General features: G+C 32.4%; 14 protein-coding genes. 1 reads left to right on the top strand and 13 read right to left on the bottom strand.

Annotation, left to right across the window (positions count from 1 at the left end; genetic code table 11):
• Window positions 1–76: 76 nt before the first annotated feature.
• From CGC49_RS08750 to CGC49_RS08705, 11 genes are all read right to left on the bottom strand, one after another.
• Window positions 77–457: a TraR/DksA C4-type zinc finger protein gene (locus CGC49_RS08750; protein WP_042009978.1), complete on the bottom strand. Its 381-nt coding sequence runs from the start codon at window positions 455–457 to the stop codon at window positions 77–79.
• Window positions 458–469: 12 nt separating this feature from the next.
• Complete coding sequence (locus CGC49_RS08745; RefSeq protein ID WP_042345562.1) at window positions 470–679, bottom strand: hypothetical protein; 210 nt, start codon at window positions 677–679, stop codon at window positions 470–472.
• A 53-nt stretch (window positions 680–732) separates the two neighbouring features.
• The gene (locus CGC49_RS08740; protein ID WP_095912408.1) at window positions 733–1,440 is read right to left on the bottom strand and encodes a hypothetical protein; all 708 of its coding nucleotides are present in this window, start codon (window positions 1,438–1,440) and stop codon (window positions 733–735) included.
• 1 nt (window position 1,441) lies between these two features.
• The gene (locus tag CGC49_RS08735) at window positions 1,442–2,947 is read right to left on the bottom strand and encodes an Eco57I restriction-modification methylase domain-containing protein (protein ID WP_095912407.1); all 1,506 of its coding nucleotides are present in this window, start codon (window positions 2,945–2,947) and stop codon (window positions 1,442–1,444) included.
• A gap of 34 nt (window positions 2,948–2,981) precedes the next feature.
• On the bottom strand, window positions 2,982–6,494 hold the full coding sequence (gene ileS, locus CGC49_RS08730) for an isoleucine--tRNA ligase (protein ID WP_095912406.1): 3,513 nt from the start codon (window positions 6,492–6,494) through the stop codon (window positions 2,982–2,984).
• Window positions 6,495–6,782: 288 nt separating this feature from the next.
• The gene (locus CGC49_RS11300; protein WP_232745176.1) at window positions 6,783–6,995 is read right to left on the bottom strand and encodes a dienelactone hydrolase family protein; all 213 of its coding nucleotides are present in this window, start codon (window positions 6,993–6,995) and stop codon (window positions 6,783–6,785) included.
• A complete protein-coding gene (locus CGC49_RS08725) occupies window positions 6,944–7,819 on the bottom strand; it encodes a carboxymethylenebutenolidase (protein WP_232745175.1) in 876 nt (291 codons plus the stop codon). The genes CGC49_RS11300 and CGC49_RS08725 overlap by 52 nt, the downstream gene beginning before the upstream one ends.
• A gap of 136 nt (window positions 7,820–7,955) precedes the next feature.
• Window positions 7,956–9,026: a Shedu immune nuclease family protein gene (locus tag CGC49_RS08720; RefSeq protein WP_095912405.1), complete on the bottom strand. Its 1,071-nt coding sequence runs from the start codon at window positions 9,024–9,026 to the stop codon at window positions 7,956–7,958.
• Window positions 9,016–9,642 (bottom strand): hypothetical protein, encoded by a 627-nt coding sequence (locus CGC49_RS08715; protein WP_232745174.1) that lies wholly within the window; start codon window positions 9,640–9,642, stop codon window positions 9,016–9,018. Before CGC49_RS08715 ends, CGC49_RS08720 begins: the two co-directional genes overlap by 11 nt.
• Window positions 9,629–12,766, bottom strand: coding sequence for a class I SAM-dependent DNA methyltransferase (locus tag CGC49_RS08710; RefSeq protein ID WP_232745173.1), 3,138 nt, complete (start codon window positions 12,764–12,766; stop codon window positions 9,629–9,631). Before CGC49_RS08710 ends, CGC49_RS08715 begins: the two co-directional genes overlap by 14 nt.
• 61 nt (window positions 12,767–12,827) lie before the next feature.
• Window positions 12,828–14,747, bottom strand: a complete 1,920-nt coding sequence (locus CGC49_RS08705) for a TonB-dependent siderophore receptor (RefSeq protein WP_095912403.1) — start codon at window positions 14,745–14,747, stop codon at window positions 12,828–12,830.
• 88 nt (window positions 14,748–14,835) lie between these two features.
• Between CGC49_RS08705 and CGC49_RS08700 the strand changes: the two genes are divergently transcribed.
• A complete protein-coding gene (locus tag CGC49_RS08700) occupies window positions 14,836–15,123 on the top strand; it encodes a hypothetical protein (RefSeq protein ID WP_095912402.1) in 288 nt (95 codons plus the stop codon).
• A 33-nt stretch (window positions 15,124–15,156) separates the two neighbouring features.
• On the opposite strand, the gene CGC49_RS08695 is transcribed toward CGC49_RS08700, so the two are convergent.
• Both CGC49_RS08695 and CGC49_RS08690 read right to left on the bottom strand, forming a co-directional pair.
• A complete protein-coding gene (locus CGC49_RS08695) occupies window positions 15,157–15,915 on the bottom strand; it encodes a hypothetical protein (protein ID WP_095912401.1) in 759 nt (252 codons plus the stop codon).
• Between the two features lie 55 nt (window positions 15,916–15,970).
• A complete protein-coding gene (locus tag CGC49_RS08690; RefSeq protein ID WP_095912400.1) occupies window positions 15,971–16,252 on the bottom strand; it encodes a 2TM domain-containing protein in 282 nt (93 codons plus the stop codon).
• Window positions 16,253–16,266: the final 14 nt, after the last annotated feature.

Raw genomic sequence — 16,266 nt, 5'->3', positions numbered from 1 at the left:
TATTTCAGGATAAGAAACAAGATAAAAAAACAAAAGACTGCCCCGGAAAACGTTAGGACAGTCCTTTTTTGTTAATCTACTGCATATTCTTCGCTTCGATACTCAGCGTAGCGTGTGGAACAGCAAGTAAGCGACGTTTGTCTATAAGTTTACCAGTTACACGACAAACCCCATAGGTTTTATTTTCAATACGAATCAAAGCGTTTTTAAGGTCACGAATAAACTTCTCTTGACGAATAGCTAATGCTGTATTTTCCTCCTTGCTGGTTACTTTGGATCCTTCTTCAAACGCTTTAAACGTAGGTGCCGTGTCCTCGGTGCCGTTGGTCGCACTGTTCATATAGGCACTCTTCAAAAGCTCTAAATCATGTTGAGCCTTTTTGATTTTTTCTTCGATAAGAGCTCTAAACTCTTCCAATTCCTTGTCGGAATATCGAACTCTAATATTTTCTTCCATAATATAATTATTTTATTTTTTATCGTATTTAACATGTTTCCTTATCTTCGGAATAATAAAAGCCCAAATCAAGGCGGTGATCACTATCATCACAGGAATTAAATCATGATCTTTATCAAAAAGGAAGGTACTCCATACCATTCCTGTTAAAAAAAAACCAAGTATTACTCCCAGATAGGCTTTTTTTCCTATCAACAAACTTCCTATTTTTAATTCTTTCATAATAGTTTTTTCAAGCAAAAATCAAGTCTTAGGATAATAAATAACCAAGCTACTCATATTGATAAAATTCTGTGTTTAACTTTTTCTATAAATTCTTCATAATCATTTAAAATGATGCCATTCCTAAAAGATGCACTGTCAATAGATGCTACATTTATTTCTAAATTTTCGGATAAAGAGTAATGTTGTATATAATCATTTTTATGTATTATAGTTTTTTTCATTTCTTTAATACTTAGCACATAAATTAACATTTTATCAGGTGTATGCAAGTACATTCTTACATTATCCGCAGATAAAATTTGATATTTCTTTATCTGATGAGTGTTAAAGGTTTCCCACCTGCTGAATTCACCGTTGTTTTTATAATAAGGCAATTTTTCGGGGATAATAAATATTTGAAAATAAGGAATATTTTTACTACGAATATTCGCTGTTTCTCCTAACATATTTTCAAAATAATTATTTGAATTCTGAGCGTAATTTTGTTGGATAAACTTTACCCCAATTCCTGCAAGAGGAATATTTTCTTTTAAAATAGTAATATCTACATTTTTGTCAATATATCTACCTTGTATTTTTCCTTCTTTGCTATCTCCAAAACCTAATGATTTTACTTGAAAATTTGCACTTAATCTATTTGATAAATCATTTGCTATGGCTCCGTGTAATATTTTTAGCTTTTCGTTACTACGAGAGCCTGTGGTCAAAAATTTCAAAAAAGCTTTTTTTACAATTTCTAAAAATTCGGCATTATTCATTTCAAAATAACGTATTTGGATTTTTATAATTGATTTTATACTCCTTTATCTGCTTGGTAGAAATGGATTTATACCCTCCTGAAAAATCTTTTCCCATAATACGGATATATTTATAAAACTCCTGCGAACCTAACACATCTTCCATAATCTCCCACTGTGAAAGTTCATTTTTTTGAGTGATAAAAATCCCTGAATATACAAAAACATCTTTGGGCAGTTTATGAAAAATAACTTTTCCATTTACCAACGTATTTACCACTATTTTTTCTTTATGAATGGTCTGTATTCCCTGACTTCGTCCAAATTCATACCACAACGCTCCTTTATCCATATCTCGTTTTTGAAGTTCTTCTTTATGAGAGAGCAAATATTGATAAGCCTTAGGATAATTATCACTTAATTTCTCTTCTGAAATTACAACAAAACGATTTTGAACCTTTTCATATGGAAACAAAACCCACTCTATCTCATCTGTATTACCTTTATAACGAGACCCTTTTACGATTTTGTTCAAAATAGATTTTTCAACCTCTACGCCATTAAACAAACAATACTTTTCATCTTTTTCAATGTTTTTACTGATAAAAATTTTATCCCTTAATGTGGCAAATCCGTATTGAACATCAAAAAAATCTCGTAAAGCGGCTGTTCTATCATTAAATAAAGTAGCGATAAACTTACTATCTATTTTATTGGAAAAAGACCACTTTTTGTCCTCTAATTCTTTAAAATTGATAGTATTAACTGAGATTATTTTATCATTTTTTAATTCCTTATACTCAAAAAAATCCTTTGATTTTGAGGTGTCAAAAATAGAAATTGCCGTATAAGTTGAAAAACCTTGAAATACTTTATTCGATTTAAAATCAATGAGTGTAGTCAATGTTTTTTGAGCTTTTAAAAACTGCCTGAAACTTTTATACGAGGTATTGTGCAAATAACTATTCGGCGTAATGTAGCCTAATTTTCCGTCAGATTTCAAAACCTTAAAGCCTAATTCAAAAAACGACAAATAAATATCAATTGTTCCCACCGAAAAGGAAAAATTTTCTTTTAAAAACGCTCTTGTCTCTTCATCTAAATTATGAATACGAATGTACGGTGGATTGCCTAACACAACATCAAAGAATTTTTGATAATCTTTATACCACAATAAAGTATCTGTGTTAAAAACTTTCCATTGTATGTGATAATTTTCAGGCAACAATTCAAAAACCAGTTTATTAAGGTTTTCGATACATTTCATATGTTCCTGTTTATCTACTTCAACACCATAAATATAGGTTTGTAAATTTTCAACAATTTCACTTGAAGGAATTTTAGCTTTTTGAGCTTCAAAAATATATCTTCTGACAATCTCACACAAAAAAGCCCCATCACCACACGAAGGCTCCAAGATGTACTTATCTAAAACAAACTGCCCAAAATACCCTGTTTCGTTAAGTATTTCATTGACAATCCATTTCGGAGTATATACTTGTCCTAATATTTTTGATTTTTGTTTCATTAATACAAAAACTCTATAATTTCTATAAAAAGGTCTACACTTTCTCCACCAAAATCTTCGTTACAATATCATCAAACTCGATAGGTTCACCTGAAACGTTTTCAGCAAACGTAAGTTCACTAGTAAGAGTTTCACTTTTGATGTACTCCAAATTGTCTGAAACAGCTTCTTCCACCGCTTTTTGTTTTTGAATGCAAATATTGATTTTATCCGTAACATCAAAACCGCTATCTTTTCGGATATTTTGAATACGATTCACTAACTCACGAGCGATTCCCTCTTTTCTCAACTCGTCCGTGATATGAATATCCAAGGCTACCAACAAATTCCCTGAACTTGCCACAAGCCACCCCTCGATGTCTTGCGTGGTAATTTCTACATCTTCAATGCTTAAAGTTACATCTTTTTCGGCTAATTTTATAATAATTTCACGATTTTTTTCAATATTCTGAACATCTTCTTGCGTAAAATTCTGTATTTGAGCAACTACCAATTTCATATCTTTCCCGAAACGAGGTCCCAAAGTTTTGAAATTCGGTTTAATTTGCTTCACTAAAGTACCCGAAGCATCTTCTAAAAGTTCAATTTCTTTAACGTTTACTTCCGATTTTATCAAATCGGCAACTGCTTCAATTTCCCTTTTTTCAGCTTCATTTGATACAGGAATCATAATTTTTTGTAGCGGCTGACGCACCTTTATCATTTCCTTTTTACGAAGTGAAAGCACCAAAGATGAAATGTTTTGAGCGTTTTCCATTTTGCTCTCCAACGACCTATCAATAAACGATTTATCTGTTGTAGGGAAAATGGTTAAATGCACACTTTCTGCCGTTTCCTTTTGGGTTCCTGACACCAAATCTCTGTACAATACCTCTGCGTAGAACGGAGCTACCGGAGCCATTAGTTTTGCCACGTTCAGAAGACAAGTGTACAAAGTCTGATAAGCCGAAATCTTATCTTCCTCATATTCACCCTTCCAGAAACGTCTGCGGCACAAACGCACATACCAGTTACTTAAATTCTCTTGTACAAAATCCGAAATTAAACGCGTAGCACGAGTAGGCTCATAGTCGGCAAAAGCTTCATCTACTTTTTGGATAAGGGTATGAAGTTCCGACAAAATCCAACGGTCGATTTCAGGGCGTTTTTCTAAGGGAATTTCCTCTTCTTTGTATGTAAATCCGTCAATATTAGCATATAAAGCAAAGAATGAATAGGTATTGTAAAGCGTTCCAAAAAACTTACGACGCACTTCGGCAACTCCCTCCAAATCAAACTTTAAGTTATCCCACGGATTGGCATTGGAAATCATATACCAACGTGTGGCATCGGCTCCATATTCTTCCAAAGTGGTGAACGGATCGATGGCATTGCCCAAACGTTTAGACATTTTTTGTCCGTTTTTATCCAAAACTAATCCGTTGGAAACTACATTTTTGTATGAAATCCCATCGAAAACTAATCCTGCAATCGCGTGAAGTGTATAGAACCACCCGCGTGTTTGGTCAACTCCTTCGGCGATGAAATCGGCTGTTTTCCAAGTGTTTTCAACCATTTCTTTGTTTTCGAACGGATAGTGCCATTGTGCGTAAGGCATCGCTCCCGAATCGAACCAAACGTCAATCAAATCGCTTTCGCGTTTCATCGGTTTGCCCGATGCTGAAACCAAAATGATTTCATCTACTACGTTTTTATGTAGGTCGATTTTCTCGTAATTCTCGTCAGACATATTTCCTACCTGAAAATCAGCAAAAATATCTTCTTTCATCAATCCTGCAGCAATAGACTTCTGAATTTCAGCCTTTAACTCTTCAACAGAACCAATGATAATTTCTTCTTTTTTGTCTTCGGTTCGCCAAATCGGAAGCGGAATTCCCCAATAACGCGAACGCGACAAATTCCAATCGTTGGCGTTTTGTAACCAATTTCCGAAACGTCCTTCACCGGTGGCTTTGGGTTTCCAATTGATATTTTTATTTAAGTCGAAAAGGCGGTCTTTCACGTCCGTAATTTTGATGAACCAAGAATCGAGCGGATAGTACAAAACGGGTTTGTCAGTTCGCCAACAATGCGGATATGAGTGGACGTATTTTTCCACCTTAAAAGCTTTATTTTCAGTTTTTAACAGAATTGCCAACTCTACGTCCCACGATTTTTCTGGTATCCTCTCCCCGTCCCTCTCCGAAAGAGAGGGAGACTCATCGTAATATTCGTTTTTGATGTATTTTCCGCTAAAAATTTCAGGAACATTTTCGCCTTTAACAAACTTTCCTTGCAAATCCACAAGTGGCACAAGATTGTCGTTTTCATCTTTGATAAGCATCGGCGGAATGCCATTTTCTTTGGCAACGCGAGCATCATCGGCACCAAAAGTCGGAGCGATATGTACAATCCCTGTTCCGTCTTCCGTAGTTACGAAATCGCCTGTAATTACTCGGAAGGCTTGGTCGGCATTTTCCGCAGGACTAAACCACGGAATGAGTTGCTCATAGGTAGTCCCTTCTAAATCAGAACCTTTGAATTCGGCAAGGATTTGGTAAGGAATATTCCCCCCTGCCCCCGAAGGGGGAGTTTTAAAATCTTCTTGTTCTGAAGTCTCAAAAAATTTCTTTCCGAATTGTTTTGAAACCAACACTTTTGCCAAAACAATATTGATTGGCTCAAACGTATATTGATTGAAAGTTTTAATCAGCACATAATCAATATCTTTACCAACAGCCAAAGCGGTATTTGATGGAAGCGTCCAAGGTGTGGTCGTCCAAGCGAGGATAGAAATTGGAAGTTTACTATAATCTGCCTCATCATAATCCGCCCAATGCAAAGCACCACCGCAAGAAGCCCCTGCAATATCACAACTATCAAAAGGATTGGATAATTTTTCTCTGAGTTTGTTACTTAACTTTTTCACACGGAATTGAGCCACAATCGTAGTATCGGAAACATCACGATACGTTCCGGGTTGGTTGAGTTCGTGGGAAGAAAGTCCTGTTCCTGCCTTTGGCGAATACGGCTGAATGGTGTAGCCTTTATATAGCAATCCTTTGTTATAAATCTGTTTCAAAAGCCACCAAACCGACTCCATATATTTGGATTTGTAGGTAATATACGGATTTTCCATATCCACCCAATATCCCATTTTTTCGGTAAGGTCGTTCCAAATGTTGGTGTAACGCATTACGGCTTCTTTACAAGCCTTGTTGTAGTCTTCCACCGAAATTTTCTTTCCGATGTCTTCTTTGGTAATGCCCAATTCTTTTTCCACGCCAAGCTCCACAGGAAGTCCGTGCGTATCCCAACCTGCTTTTCGTTTTACTTGAAATCCTTTTTGAGTTTTATAACGACAAAAAATATCCTTAATCGTACGTGCCATTACGTGATGAATGCCCGGAAGCCCATTTGCCGAAGGCGGACCTTCAAAAAATACAAACGGCTCTTTGCCCTCACGCGTTTCAATACTTTTTTCAAAAATATTATTTTCTTGCCAATATGTAAGTATCTCTTTGGCAACGACTGATAAATCTAAGTTTTTGTGCTCTGTGAATTTCATTTCTACTTCTAATTCGTTGTAATTGAGTAATCCTTCATTCTCAATAAAATGAGGATTATTTTAAAGTGCGAATTTACTAAAAATTCCGAAAAATGATATGTTTTTTGAAGTTTTTTTGTTGAGAGTGAATTCAACAGCCTTTTGTGGTGATAAATAGTATCAAAACCGCACCATCGTTCCGAAATAGAAAATCCGTTTTTCAAGGAAGAGATGATGATTACTTTTAAGTCAATTTAATGCTTGTTCGTATTTTACGATTTAGAAATTTTTTATTTCATTGTAAATCTATTATTGATTTACCCATTTCATGAAATCGTCAAAAACGGTCATAAATTCCCGACTCCACTCTTCATTTTCATTTTGAGGAGGTCTTGCAAAAGAATGATTATAATCGGGATATATTTTAAAGGTTAAGTTATCTTTACTATGTCTGATAAATTCTATTGGAATTAAAAGGCTACTTTCGATAGGGACAGATTCATCTTTTCCTGCAACAGCCACGAGAACAGAGGTTTATTGATTTTTAATAAATTATGTATTGGAGGTTCAGCAAACTGAGCCCATCTGCGATATGAATTCTCTAACCATTGTTTTTCAGTGTCATTTGGATGCTTTTCTATATTTCTAATAGTTGTAAATAAATTATTCAAAGAGTCATTTACTTGATTTTGTGTTAATTTACCTTTTTGAACTTCTCTTTGAATGAATAAAGCAAAATCATAATATTGGGTATTTGCACCACCCGCCCAATATCCAATGTGTGTTACTTTTTTGTTTTTATGTCCTAATTTAGCTACTACATCAGAACCTTCCGAATGCCCAATTATTACGATTTTATCAGGATTTTTTATCCATTTTTTGGTAAGTTCATTAATTACATTCTCTCCTTGCCAAACTCTGTAATTTAAAGATTCGTTTTCATAAAAGATATTATTAGGCTTGTAAGATTCTTTGTCGGCAAAAAACGGAACACCTTTTTTTGAGATTGTTACAAAAATATATTCATCAGGAATCTTGTCCAAATCAAAAGGAACAGAAGAGTACAGATAGGTAAATCTCTGAATTTTATTATTTATAGCACCATTTTCATTAACTTTGATTGTATCCTGTTTTACAGTTTGCATAAATAGAGGATTACCACCAGAACCGTGAAAGAAAATAATTATGTTTCTTTTCTTCTCTATTTCACCTTTTGAATAAATATGATAATGGATTGTATCGGATTTTGTAAGAATTCTTTTGTGCTGATAATCATTGACTTTTGGGTCGTACTGGCCAAAAATCCGCAAAGGCATCAAAGCTAAAATGACTAACAGAAATCTCATTTTTGATATGTTTTCAATGGTTAAAATTCTGTACAAAAATATGAAAAACTTCAAAACCTTACCATCGCTCCAAAGTAAAAAATTCACTTTAAGAAGAGGTTTGTGTTATTTTAAAATGATTTTATCTCAAAAATAATTATCTCCTGCGTAATTTTCTGTAAAAAGAATCCCAAGATTCAAGTTTAATAGGTAAATTAAAAGTTGATTCAAAAGAATGTCTTTTATAGCTTTCTTCTAAATCATCTTTGGTTCTTCCTCCTATTACAACACTATGAATATTAATATCTTTGTTTTTATCTACTAAAATATCTTGACAAGGTCCCATCAAAGAGTTAAACAGACGCTCTCCGTTAGAAACTCTTTCTCTATACTCGTGAACAGATTCTCGGAATGATGAGATATTTCGGTAAATATAATCAAGTCTATCACGAATTTGGTTTATAGCAATATCTAATTTATGGTTGAATTTTTTATAACCTTGAGTTAATAAATTAAAATCAGCCCCTTTAATTTCTATTAAAAAGACATCCATTCTTGATCTGCCAGTAAAAAGTACAAAATCAACAGTCCCTTCTCCCACAGGAAACTCTGAAAAACAAATATAACTATCATTCGGAGAAGCATAAATTTCCGCAAAAAAAGACTTGTCTTTTTTTAGGAGTTCTAAAAATTTCGATTCTATTGAATGATTATCAATAAGTTCTCTCAATTCATTTTTTGAAATCATATTGTTTTCAATTTCAAATTGCCGTAAGATATATTCTGGCTGTACTTGATAGGGAAGCCCTAAATGAGGAGAAATTATTGTTCTAAATTGTTCGATTTCCGCTAATAGTTGAGGATTTTTAAGTGTTAGATTATTGATTTCATTTTCATCAGATTCTATTAGTTTTAAAACTTGTGGTAGTGTTATTGATTTCCATTCTGTATTGTTTTTTGGGTCTATATTAACAATACTAAAAGTATGAGTTGGAACTTCATAATGTTCTATAAAAATACTCGTTTTAGGTATATTATATTTTTCTGTTAATGTTTGGTAAATTGCTTCTATTGAGTTAGTTACTGATGCAGAAGTATTTTTAGTATCCAAATCTGTAATTAAGATAATTACATTTAAATTTGAATTAACAAAAGTTCTTATTCTACAAATCCCATCTCTAATAAGACTATTAGATGAATATCTAAGTATATAATCATTAACTTTCATCTATTCTGTTATTTTTGGTAAAATCAAGTATAATATGTTTTAGTACTCCTATTTCGGTATGTTCGGATTCGTAGTAGAAATTAGCAAAAGAATTTAAGACTGGTTTTAATATTTCTTCTTTTTTGTTGTCTTTTATGATGAGTTTATTGATTCCAACAATAGTTAGGTCTAAATTTCCTTCTATTAAATATCCTAACATACATCGCTCTTCTATTGGATATTTTTTTGAAATATATCTCTGCATTCCTTCGCTGATATAGGCTCTTTTTAATTTAGAATCTTTTTCTTTGAGTATTTTAGCTTCCATAAAATACTGGTATCTCTTATCTTTTGATACTTTAAAGAAAACTAAATCAACTCTTGGTAGCTTATCTGAAAAGCCTTTTGTAAGATTTTCGGTACAGGAAAGGAGTTTCTGTTCTGTTTTGCAGGTAATTCCTACGGATAGAGAGTATGGATTTTCATTGATGTAACATTCTAATGTTTGTGAAAAATCATTTTCTTGCCAATCCGTTTGGTATTTTTTATTGACATAGACAACTTGATACGCATCAACAAGCAATTTGAAACAATGCTTTTCAAAGGCATTTTTATAGAGATTACTAATCATTGCCATCGTGTACTCCGTTTAAGATTTCAAGAATTAATTCGGAAGCATCTTCATAAGCCATTGATTTAGACCAAAAACGGCGTTGATTAGGGCGAATAATAAAAATATCATTACCTATCGTATAATTGAGTTTCTTTCTGAAATAAATATTTTTAGATTTCTTTTCCCATAGATATTGGTCTATTTTTTTTAATTCCTTTCCGATAAGTTCATTAGAAACAGAAATTTCCTTTTTCTGTTCATTATGAGTGAGTTTTATCATCATTAACGGCGATGATTTTAAGTCATTTGTATATATCATTGCATTTGCAAATAAGCCCTCTTCATCAAGAAATTTATTAAGCTCTGATGTTAAGATTTGAGCATATTCTTTGGGTTGGTCTTTCAAAACAGGCCTCAAAGCTGCCGATTTTACTTGATTATAAAATAAATCAACGGAAAATTTTATGCAGTCATCAATTAGTGTTTTGTCCTTCTCTGATAGCTCTAAAATATCGTTAAGGATAATATCATCTATTTCCTTCTCAATATTTTTTGAGTGAATATAATTGAAATCACTTTGAATGACACTAATTAATTCATTAAATCTGCCATCTAAATTTAATTTTGCTTTTTCATTAATATCCACAGGCATTGGTAGTGTCAATGTTTCATTCGATTGCACTCTTTCCCTTTCTATTCCCCAAGAAGCAGATGTTAAGGATAAATAATATTTTGCAAATGTAGAATTGATTAAGCAGCACCATAGTTTCAAATTAAAATCTTCTTTATCAAATGACGAAATACTTAATGCTGCTGTATGATACGATTGATAATCTATATAACTTGCACAAAGATTTCTATTCTTTTCACCTTCCTTAACTAATAAGTAAGGAGGTTTAAAAATATTTTGGTTAATATTTCTAAATACTTTATTTGATAACTTAAGTGCATAAGTTAAGGTATAATAGCGTTGTACTTCCGAAATATTTATAATCTCTTTTGGAGAAAAAGTCTGTTTTTTTTTCAATTGGTCAGTAGATGGAGCGTGTAATCCTGAACCAAAGCTATAATTATCTTTATGTTTTTCTAAAAACTCTTTTATTGATTGTGTGTATTTCTTAGAAATATTCTTTATGAGCGTCCAATCACTCATTCCACCCCACATTGTTATTTTCCAAATTTTGGTATCCGATTTTTGACACTCTTCCCTTGGTAAAAACTTCACATCTGTAAAATCAATATTTAAACCCTCAACCAAATTGGTTTTTACATAAGTTTTTGGAGCATAATAAACAATGGTATCAGAAATAATTTCAGGTTTTTCTTTCTGATAAAAAACTATAGAAACAGGTCCTACGGCATCTCCAAACAATTGTCCTCCAAAAGTTTTAGGAACTTTTCTTAAGATTGAAAAATTATAAACTTTTTCTACATAACACTCTTGAAATAACCATTTTCTAAATTTTTTATAAGGATTTTTTGTATTGGTTAAAACTTTTGTATTAAAAATCAATGCTATTTCTCCTTTTGGAGCAAAAAGAGTTGCTTTGTGCAAAAATGGTAGTACCTTTTCTTTAGCAAAACCTTTTTCATCACAATATGTTCTGATACTATTTTGTAAGCTTTTTGTGCCAAATGGAGGATTGCCAACAATTAAATCAAAGTTTTGTAGCTCTTCTATGTGAGATAAATCAGAAATGGTATCTCTACAAAAGAGATTTTTACCTCTTTTTTGTTCATCAGACTCTTCAGGGTCATTTATTAAATATGGAAGTTTGTAATTTGCATTTTGCCATAGATTTTTAGGGTCTAATTTATCTACCAAAGCTAGATACAAACTAAATGCAGCAACCTTTATTGCTTGTGGGTGAATTTCAATACCAAAAATATTTTCCTTTAATATTTGAACTAAAATATTGAAATCCGAAAGATTTTTGAGATTATGAGCCTTTTCATATCGTTTTACTAATCGTTTGAAACTTTCAACCAAAAAAATGCCCGAACCACAACTTGGGTCTAATATTTTTACATTGTATTGTGTTTCATTATTATTGACAGGAAGTTTTTCATTCAAAATAAATTCAACCAAAGAAGGTGGAGTGTAATAAGTTCCTGAATTTTCTTTTAAGGTAGGATCAGTTTCAGCCAAGAAATTTTCGTAAATCTCACTTAATAATTCTATTTGAATAATATCAAAATTAAATAATCTCCAATCTTCAAAAAGTTTTGTTTTAGGTGTATTATCATTTCCACTAACAAAACATTTTTTTATAATTTGAAGCTGTTCTATTGATATTTTTTCAATTATTTGATGATTAGAATCTCTTTCCAAAGTGAAAATATTACCATTGAAATGATTTTCAAGCCTTTCGAATAATTTATAAGTAGTTGCAACATCATCTAAAATATCAAAATAAGATTCAGCCCCTTTTTTGATTTGACTATAAAAATCTTTTTTGGCAGCCCCTCTATCTTCGAGATATAACAGAAATAAAGAACGAAGAACTATCTTATGGATAAATTCAACTTTTAATCCGTTGTTTTCCAGTTGTTTTGAAGTATTAACCAAGCTGCTTACTAAGTATTTATCAACTCGTTTTTGCAGATTGATTTTATCTTTTATTTCTTTTGCTTCTTCCGAAGTCCAAATAATTCCTGTATCAATAGAAATTCTGGAAAACAGCTTATTAAGTTCATCTAATTGCTGTGTATCAGAGTATTTATAGGCTTTAATTTCAATTTTCTGTAATTCATTTTGATAATCAAAATCTTCTGTGGTTACGATAAGAGGTATTTCGGCACAATTATAAATTCGTATTTCGATTTCGGAGTACACATAAAGAAATAGAATTTTTTTATAATTCCATATTTTTCGTTGTATTTCAGTTATGTTCTTTAGAGTTTCTATATCATTAAAGTTTGAAACTTTTTTTAGAAAAACGGCTGGAAAACTACTATTAGTTTCTTCATCTGTATTAAAATAAACTAAATCAACATCAATTTTTTTCTCCTTTATTTCATTTAAGACAGCAAACTCACTTTCTGATATTTTTTCATTATCAGAATAAACAAATTTTGCTCTATGCAAATCAAGAAAACTAATTATATCCCCCATCAAATCGCTCAAAAAAAGTATAGAGTGTGCCAACGGCAAAATTACAAAATAATTATTGATTTAATAATTTCATTGTATTTTATTTTATATTTTTTCAAAACCGCACCATCGTTCCAAAATAGAAAATCCGTTTTTGGAGGTGGTTGTAATGTAAATTTGTGTAATTCGAATTGTAATACACCGAAGCAGAATTATTGAAATTCAATAAGTTATTAACTGAAACAAAACCAATCACAGCAGTTTTTCCAATGAAGAAAAGTCGGTTTGCTGAAAAATCCAAGCGTTTATAATGAGGCATTTCAGCGGAATACCAATCGCCGAAAATCGGTTGAAAATCATTGGCTTGTGGATTAAAAACTGCCGACTGCACAGGAGTAAAACGATTTCCCGGACGCGTGGCAAAAACCAACGAAGCCGTAAACCATTTCGGATTTTTGTAAATTAGTTGCGACTTGATAAAATATTTTAAGTTTAAAGGGGTGTTATATTTTTGATTTCCAATAGCATACTTCTGATTTAGAAAAGTATTCGATATTGAAAAAGAAAATTGATGATTCAATTTAAAATCCACAGAAGCCTCACTTCCAAAGATTTGTGTTTTATCAAATTGCTCGTAATGATTGGTTACAATATCGCCTTTATCTGCTTTGAAATATACTGATGTAGAAATGTTAAATTTCTCATTTTCAAAAGAATAATCCAAAGCAATTTGATGACTGCTCAGCGTATTGAAATTGCGAATAATATAATTTGGTGTAGTATAGCTGTGGTATTTTCCTGCACTGAAAATCAACCGATGCTCGTTATTTGGCGTGTAATTGGCTGAAAATTGGTAACTTGTGAAACTTTTGGTATTTTTATGAAGAAATATATTTTTTCGCAAAGCCGATGAAAAATTCCATTGATTGTTAGGCGAATAATTGGCATACACATAAGGTTCTACATAGAAAAAATCAGTTGTTTTTTGATTGGTAAAAGTCGGGCTCTCAGGCTTTAAACTGAAATAAAATTGAGGTAAAATTTCATTGTAATGATAGCGAAATACGGAAGCATCTACGCCATATTGCATACTAAACACTCTCAAAAACTGAGTTTTAAAGCTCAAACCATTGAAAAACTGAATATTTTTCACTTTGGAATCAATGTTTCCAAATTTGAATTCCGAGTGGGAAAAATCTACCATCGAAGCCCAACGAATTTTCGTTTTCTGCGTAAAATAATCCAAATTATTCACCGAAAAAAAGCGTTTTTTGGAGGCTTCAACATCACCTGAAAAATTCAAAGAACGATTCAAAACCGAATATTTTTCATCAATAAAATAATTAAATGTGTTGAAAGACAGGTTTTTATTGATTTTTAGATGTGTGTTTGCTCCCAAATCGAAAGTGGAAAAATGCTGCAGTTGGTCTAAACTTTTTCTGTTCAACCCGATAATAGCATCACTAAACTGATAATTGGTGTAAATTTGCGTAAAATTGTTTTTACCGAGTTTCTGATTTCGCATCAGTCCAATATTGGAAAGAGCCAAAGAAAGTTGTGTAAATTCGCTAATAGGCTGGGTTTTAGTTTCTATTTCCACCAATCCTGCACTTGAATTACCAAAACTTAAAGGTGGATTACTCGAATAAACATATTGTTTATCAATGAGTTCAGTATTGAAAAGTGAAAAATTTCCCAAGCCATCATTCCGACTGAAACGGACGGGATTTAACACAGGCGAACCATTGAGATAAACCCTTGACCTATCGGGACTTCCGCCTCTAAGTGAGGGGTTAGCACTCTCATCTGTATTAGTGGAAGCAGGAAGTGTAGTAATGACTTTGAGTGGGTCGGCATTGGCGGCAGGATTAAAATAAATATCTAACGAATTGAGTTTCTTCACCGCAAATTTTTCAGAAATCGGGTCTTTTTTCACGATAACTACTTCTTCTAATTGGTTGATTTGGAGACTGTCTTGTTGAGCTTGTACAAAACTGAAAACAAGTAAATTAAGTAATAAAAATAGTGTTTTCATTATTAAAATTTTAAAAAGATTAAAGGAAATAACTTGCGATATTTCTTATTTTTTTCGACCTTTGTTAGCTAATTTTAATTATCATTTTATGAGTGAAAAAGAAACGAATGAGTACGGAGGCTTACTCAAAAAAAATCCTAAATTGGGAGTTTTAGTGTTGATTCTCATAGGAGTAGCATTTTTAGTTTATGCTTACATAACACATAACGACCTGACACAGTGGGAACAAGAGGGCGGAACGCGTCCGATGAATCGTCTTTTTGCTGTGGTGTATGATATGGTGGGCGTTTGGGGCGTTACTTCACTTTTGGCGACAGGAGGATTTTTCTTTTTCTACCAAGCCTATACTGCTTATAACAAATTGTTAAAGAAATAGTTATTTAAAAGGGCAAAATAAAATTGCCCTTTTTTATTTTGATTTTTCAGAAAACTTTTCGTGGAATTTTCTCTCTAATTCATTCGCTTTTTCTTTCTGATTTTCAGAAGAGTACCATTTCAAAAGACTTTGATAGGCTTCCCTTTTTCCCCAAGTAGGTAAATAGTCGGAATTTTGGTTTGGTTCAGGGAGTGAAATGGCTTTTAAAAGCGAAGTTTCTGCTTTTTTGCCACCGCCGTATTGCTTGGGAATATTGGCGTCATAATTGCCTTCCACATAGTACAAACGCGGATTTTCTTTTTCTAAACGAAAGCCTTTTTGCAGATTTTCACGAATTTTGGTATCAATCTGCATCGCTTCCATCTGATTTTTCATAAAAACAAACGATAAACTCAAATTATTGGCTAATAGGGCATATTCTTCGGCGTTTTTATTTTTCTTATCTTGCAGAATATCAATGCTTTTTTGATTGTATTCACTCGCTTTTTCTTTGTTATCTGTTTTCAAATAGAAAATGGTTTGATAAAAATTCAAATAAGATTTCCAATACAAATTCCATTGGCTATTTTCCTTATTTTCAGAAAGCTGTTTTTCCAAATTTTCTAATGGAAGTCCGTTTTTTATAGTAAAAGCCTCGCCTAAAGCGGTTTCTATTTGTTGTTGAATGCCATTGAGCGAAGACTGATTTTCTATTGTCTGAATTTCAGATTGTTGTGTACTTTGAGCTTGTGTATTGATTGCAAGAAATGAGCAAATCACAGCAAAAACGATGTTTTTAAAATTTCTGTTCATTGTATTTATTGTTTATAAATTAGTTTATTTTGTAAAGTAAAATTGTAAAAAAATATTATTTTTCCTCTTTCTCCATCAACTCTTTGATTTTACGTTCTTCCCATTGTTTAGAAAAAAATAAGTTGGGTAGAAAAACTGAAACGGCATTGAGTACAAGTCCGAGCCCCCAACCAAAAATGACCCATAAGCACCACAAGTTATTCGGAGTTTGATAGAGATTCAGTCCGACAAGGAAGGCATTGACTACGACATAAGTCGCCAAATGATGGTAGAATTTTTTGAGTTTCTTTACTCGTTTTTCTGCTTTTCTGTAAGCGTTTGGTTCTGTTGTGTTCATTACATTTAAGTTTT

Origin of the sequence: Capnocytophaga sp. H4358, assembly GCF_002302515.1 — a bacterium.
In the GTDB taxonomy this organism is placed as follows: domain Bacteria; phylum Bacteroidota; class Bacteroidia; order Flavobacteriales; family Flavobacteriaceae; genus Capnocytophaga; species Capnocytophaga canis.
This window is presented reverse-complemented; position numbering and strand designations above follow the sequence as displayed.

Coding starts and splice junctions, on each gene's coding strand:
- CGC49_RS08750 (WP_042009978.1), bottom strand. CDS start 457: ATGGAAGAAAATATTAGAGTTCGATATTCCGACAAGGAATTGGAAGAG.
- CGC49_RS08745 (WP_042345562.1), bottom strand. CDS start 679: ATGAAAGAATTAAAAATAGGAAGTTTGTTGATAGGAAAAAAAGCCTAT.
- CGC49_RS08740 (WP_095912408.1), bottom strand. CDS start 1,440: ATGAATAATGCCGAATTTTTAGAAATTGTAAAAAAAGCTTTTTTGAAA.
- CGC49_RS08735 (WP_095912407.1), bottom strand. CDS start 2,947: ATGAAACAAAAATCAAAAATATTAGGACAAGTATATACTCCGAAATGG.
- ileS (WP_095912406.1), bottom strand. CDS start 6,494: ATGAAATTCACAGAGCACAAAAACTTAGATTTATCAGTCGTTGCCAAA.
- CGC49_RS08725 (WP_232745175.1), bottom strand. CDS start 7,819: ATGAGATTTCTGTTAGTCATTTTAGCTTTGATGCCTTTGCGGATTTTT.
- CGC49_RS08720 (WP_095912405.1), bottom strand. CDS start 9,026: ATGAAAGTTAATGATTATATACTTAGATATTCATCTAATAGTCTTATT.
- CGC49_RS08715 (WP_232745174.1), bottom strand. CDS start 9,642: ATGGCAATGATTAGTAATCTCTATAAAAATGCCTTTGAAAAGCATTGT.
- CGC49_RS08705 (WP_095912403.1), bottom strand. CDS start 14,747: ATGAAAACACTATTTTTATTACTTAATTTACTTGTTTTCAGTTTTGTA.
- CGC49_RS08700 (WP_095912402.1), top strand. CDS start 14,836: ATGAGTGAAAAAGAAACGAATGAGTACGGAGGCTTACTCAAAAAAAAT.
- CGC49_RS08695 (WP_095912401.1), bottom strand. CDS start 15,915: ATGAACAGAAATTTTAAAAACATCGTTTTTGCTGTGATTTGCTCATTT.
- CGC49_RS08690 (WP_095912400.1), bottom strand. CDS start 16,252: ATGAACACAACAGAACCAAACGCTTACAGAAAAGCAGAAAAACGAGTA.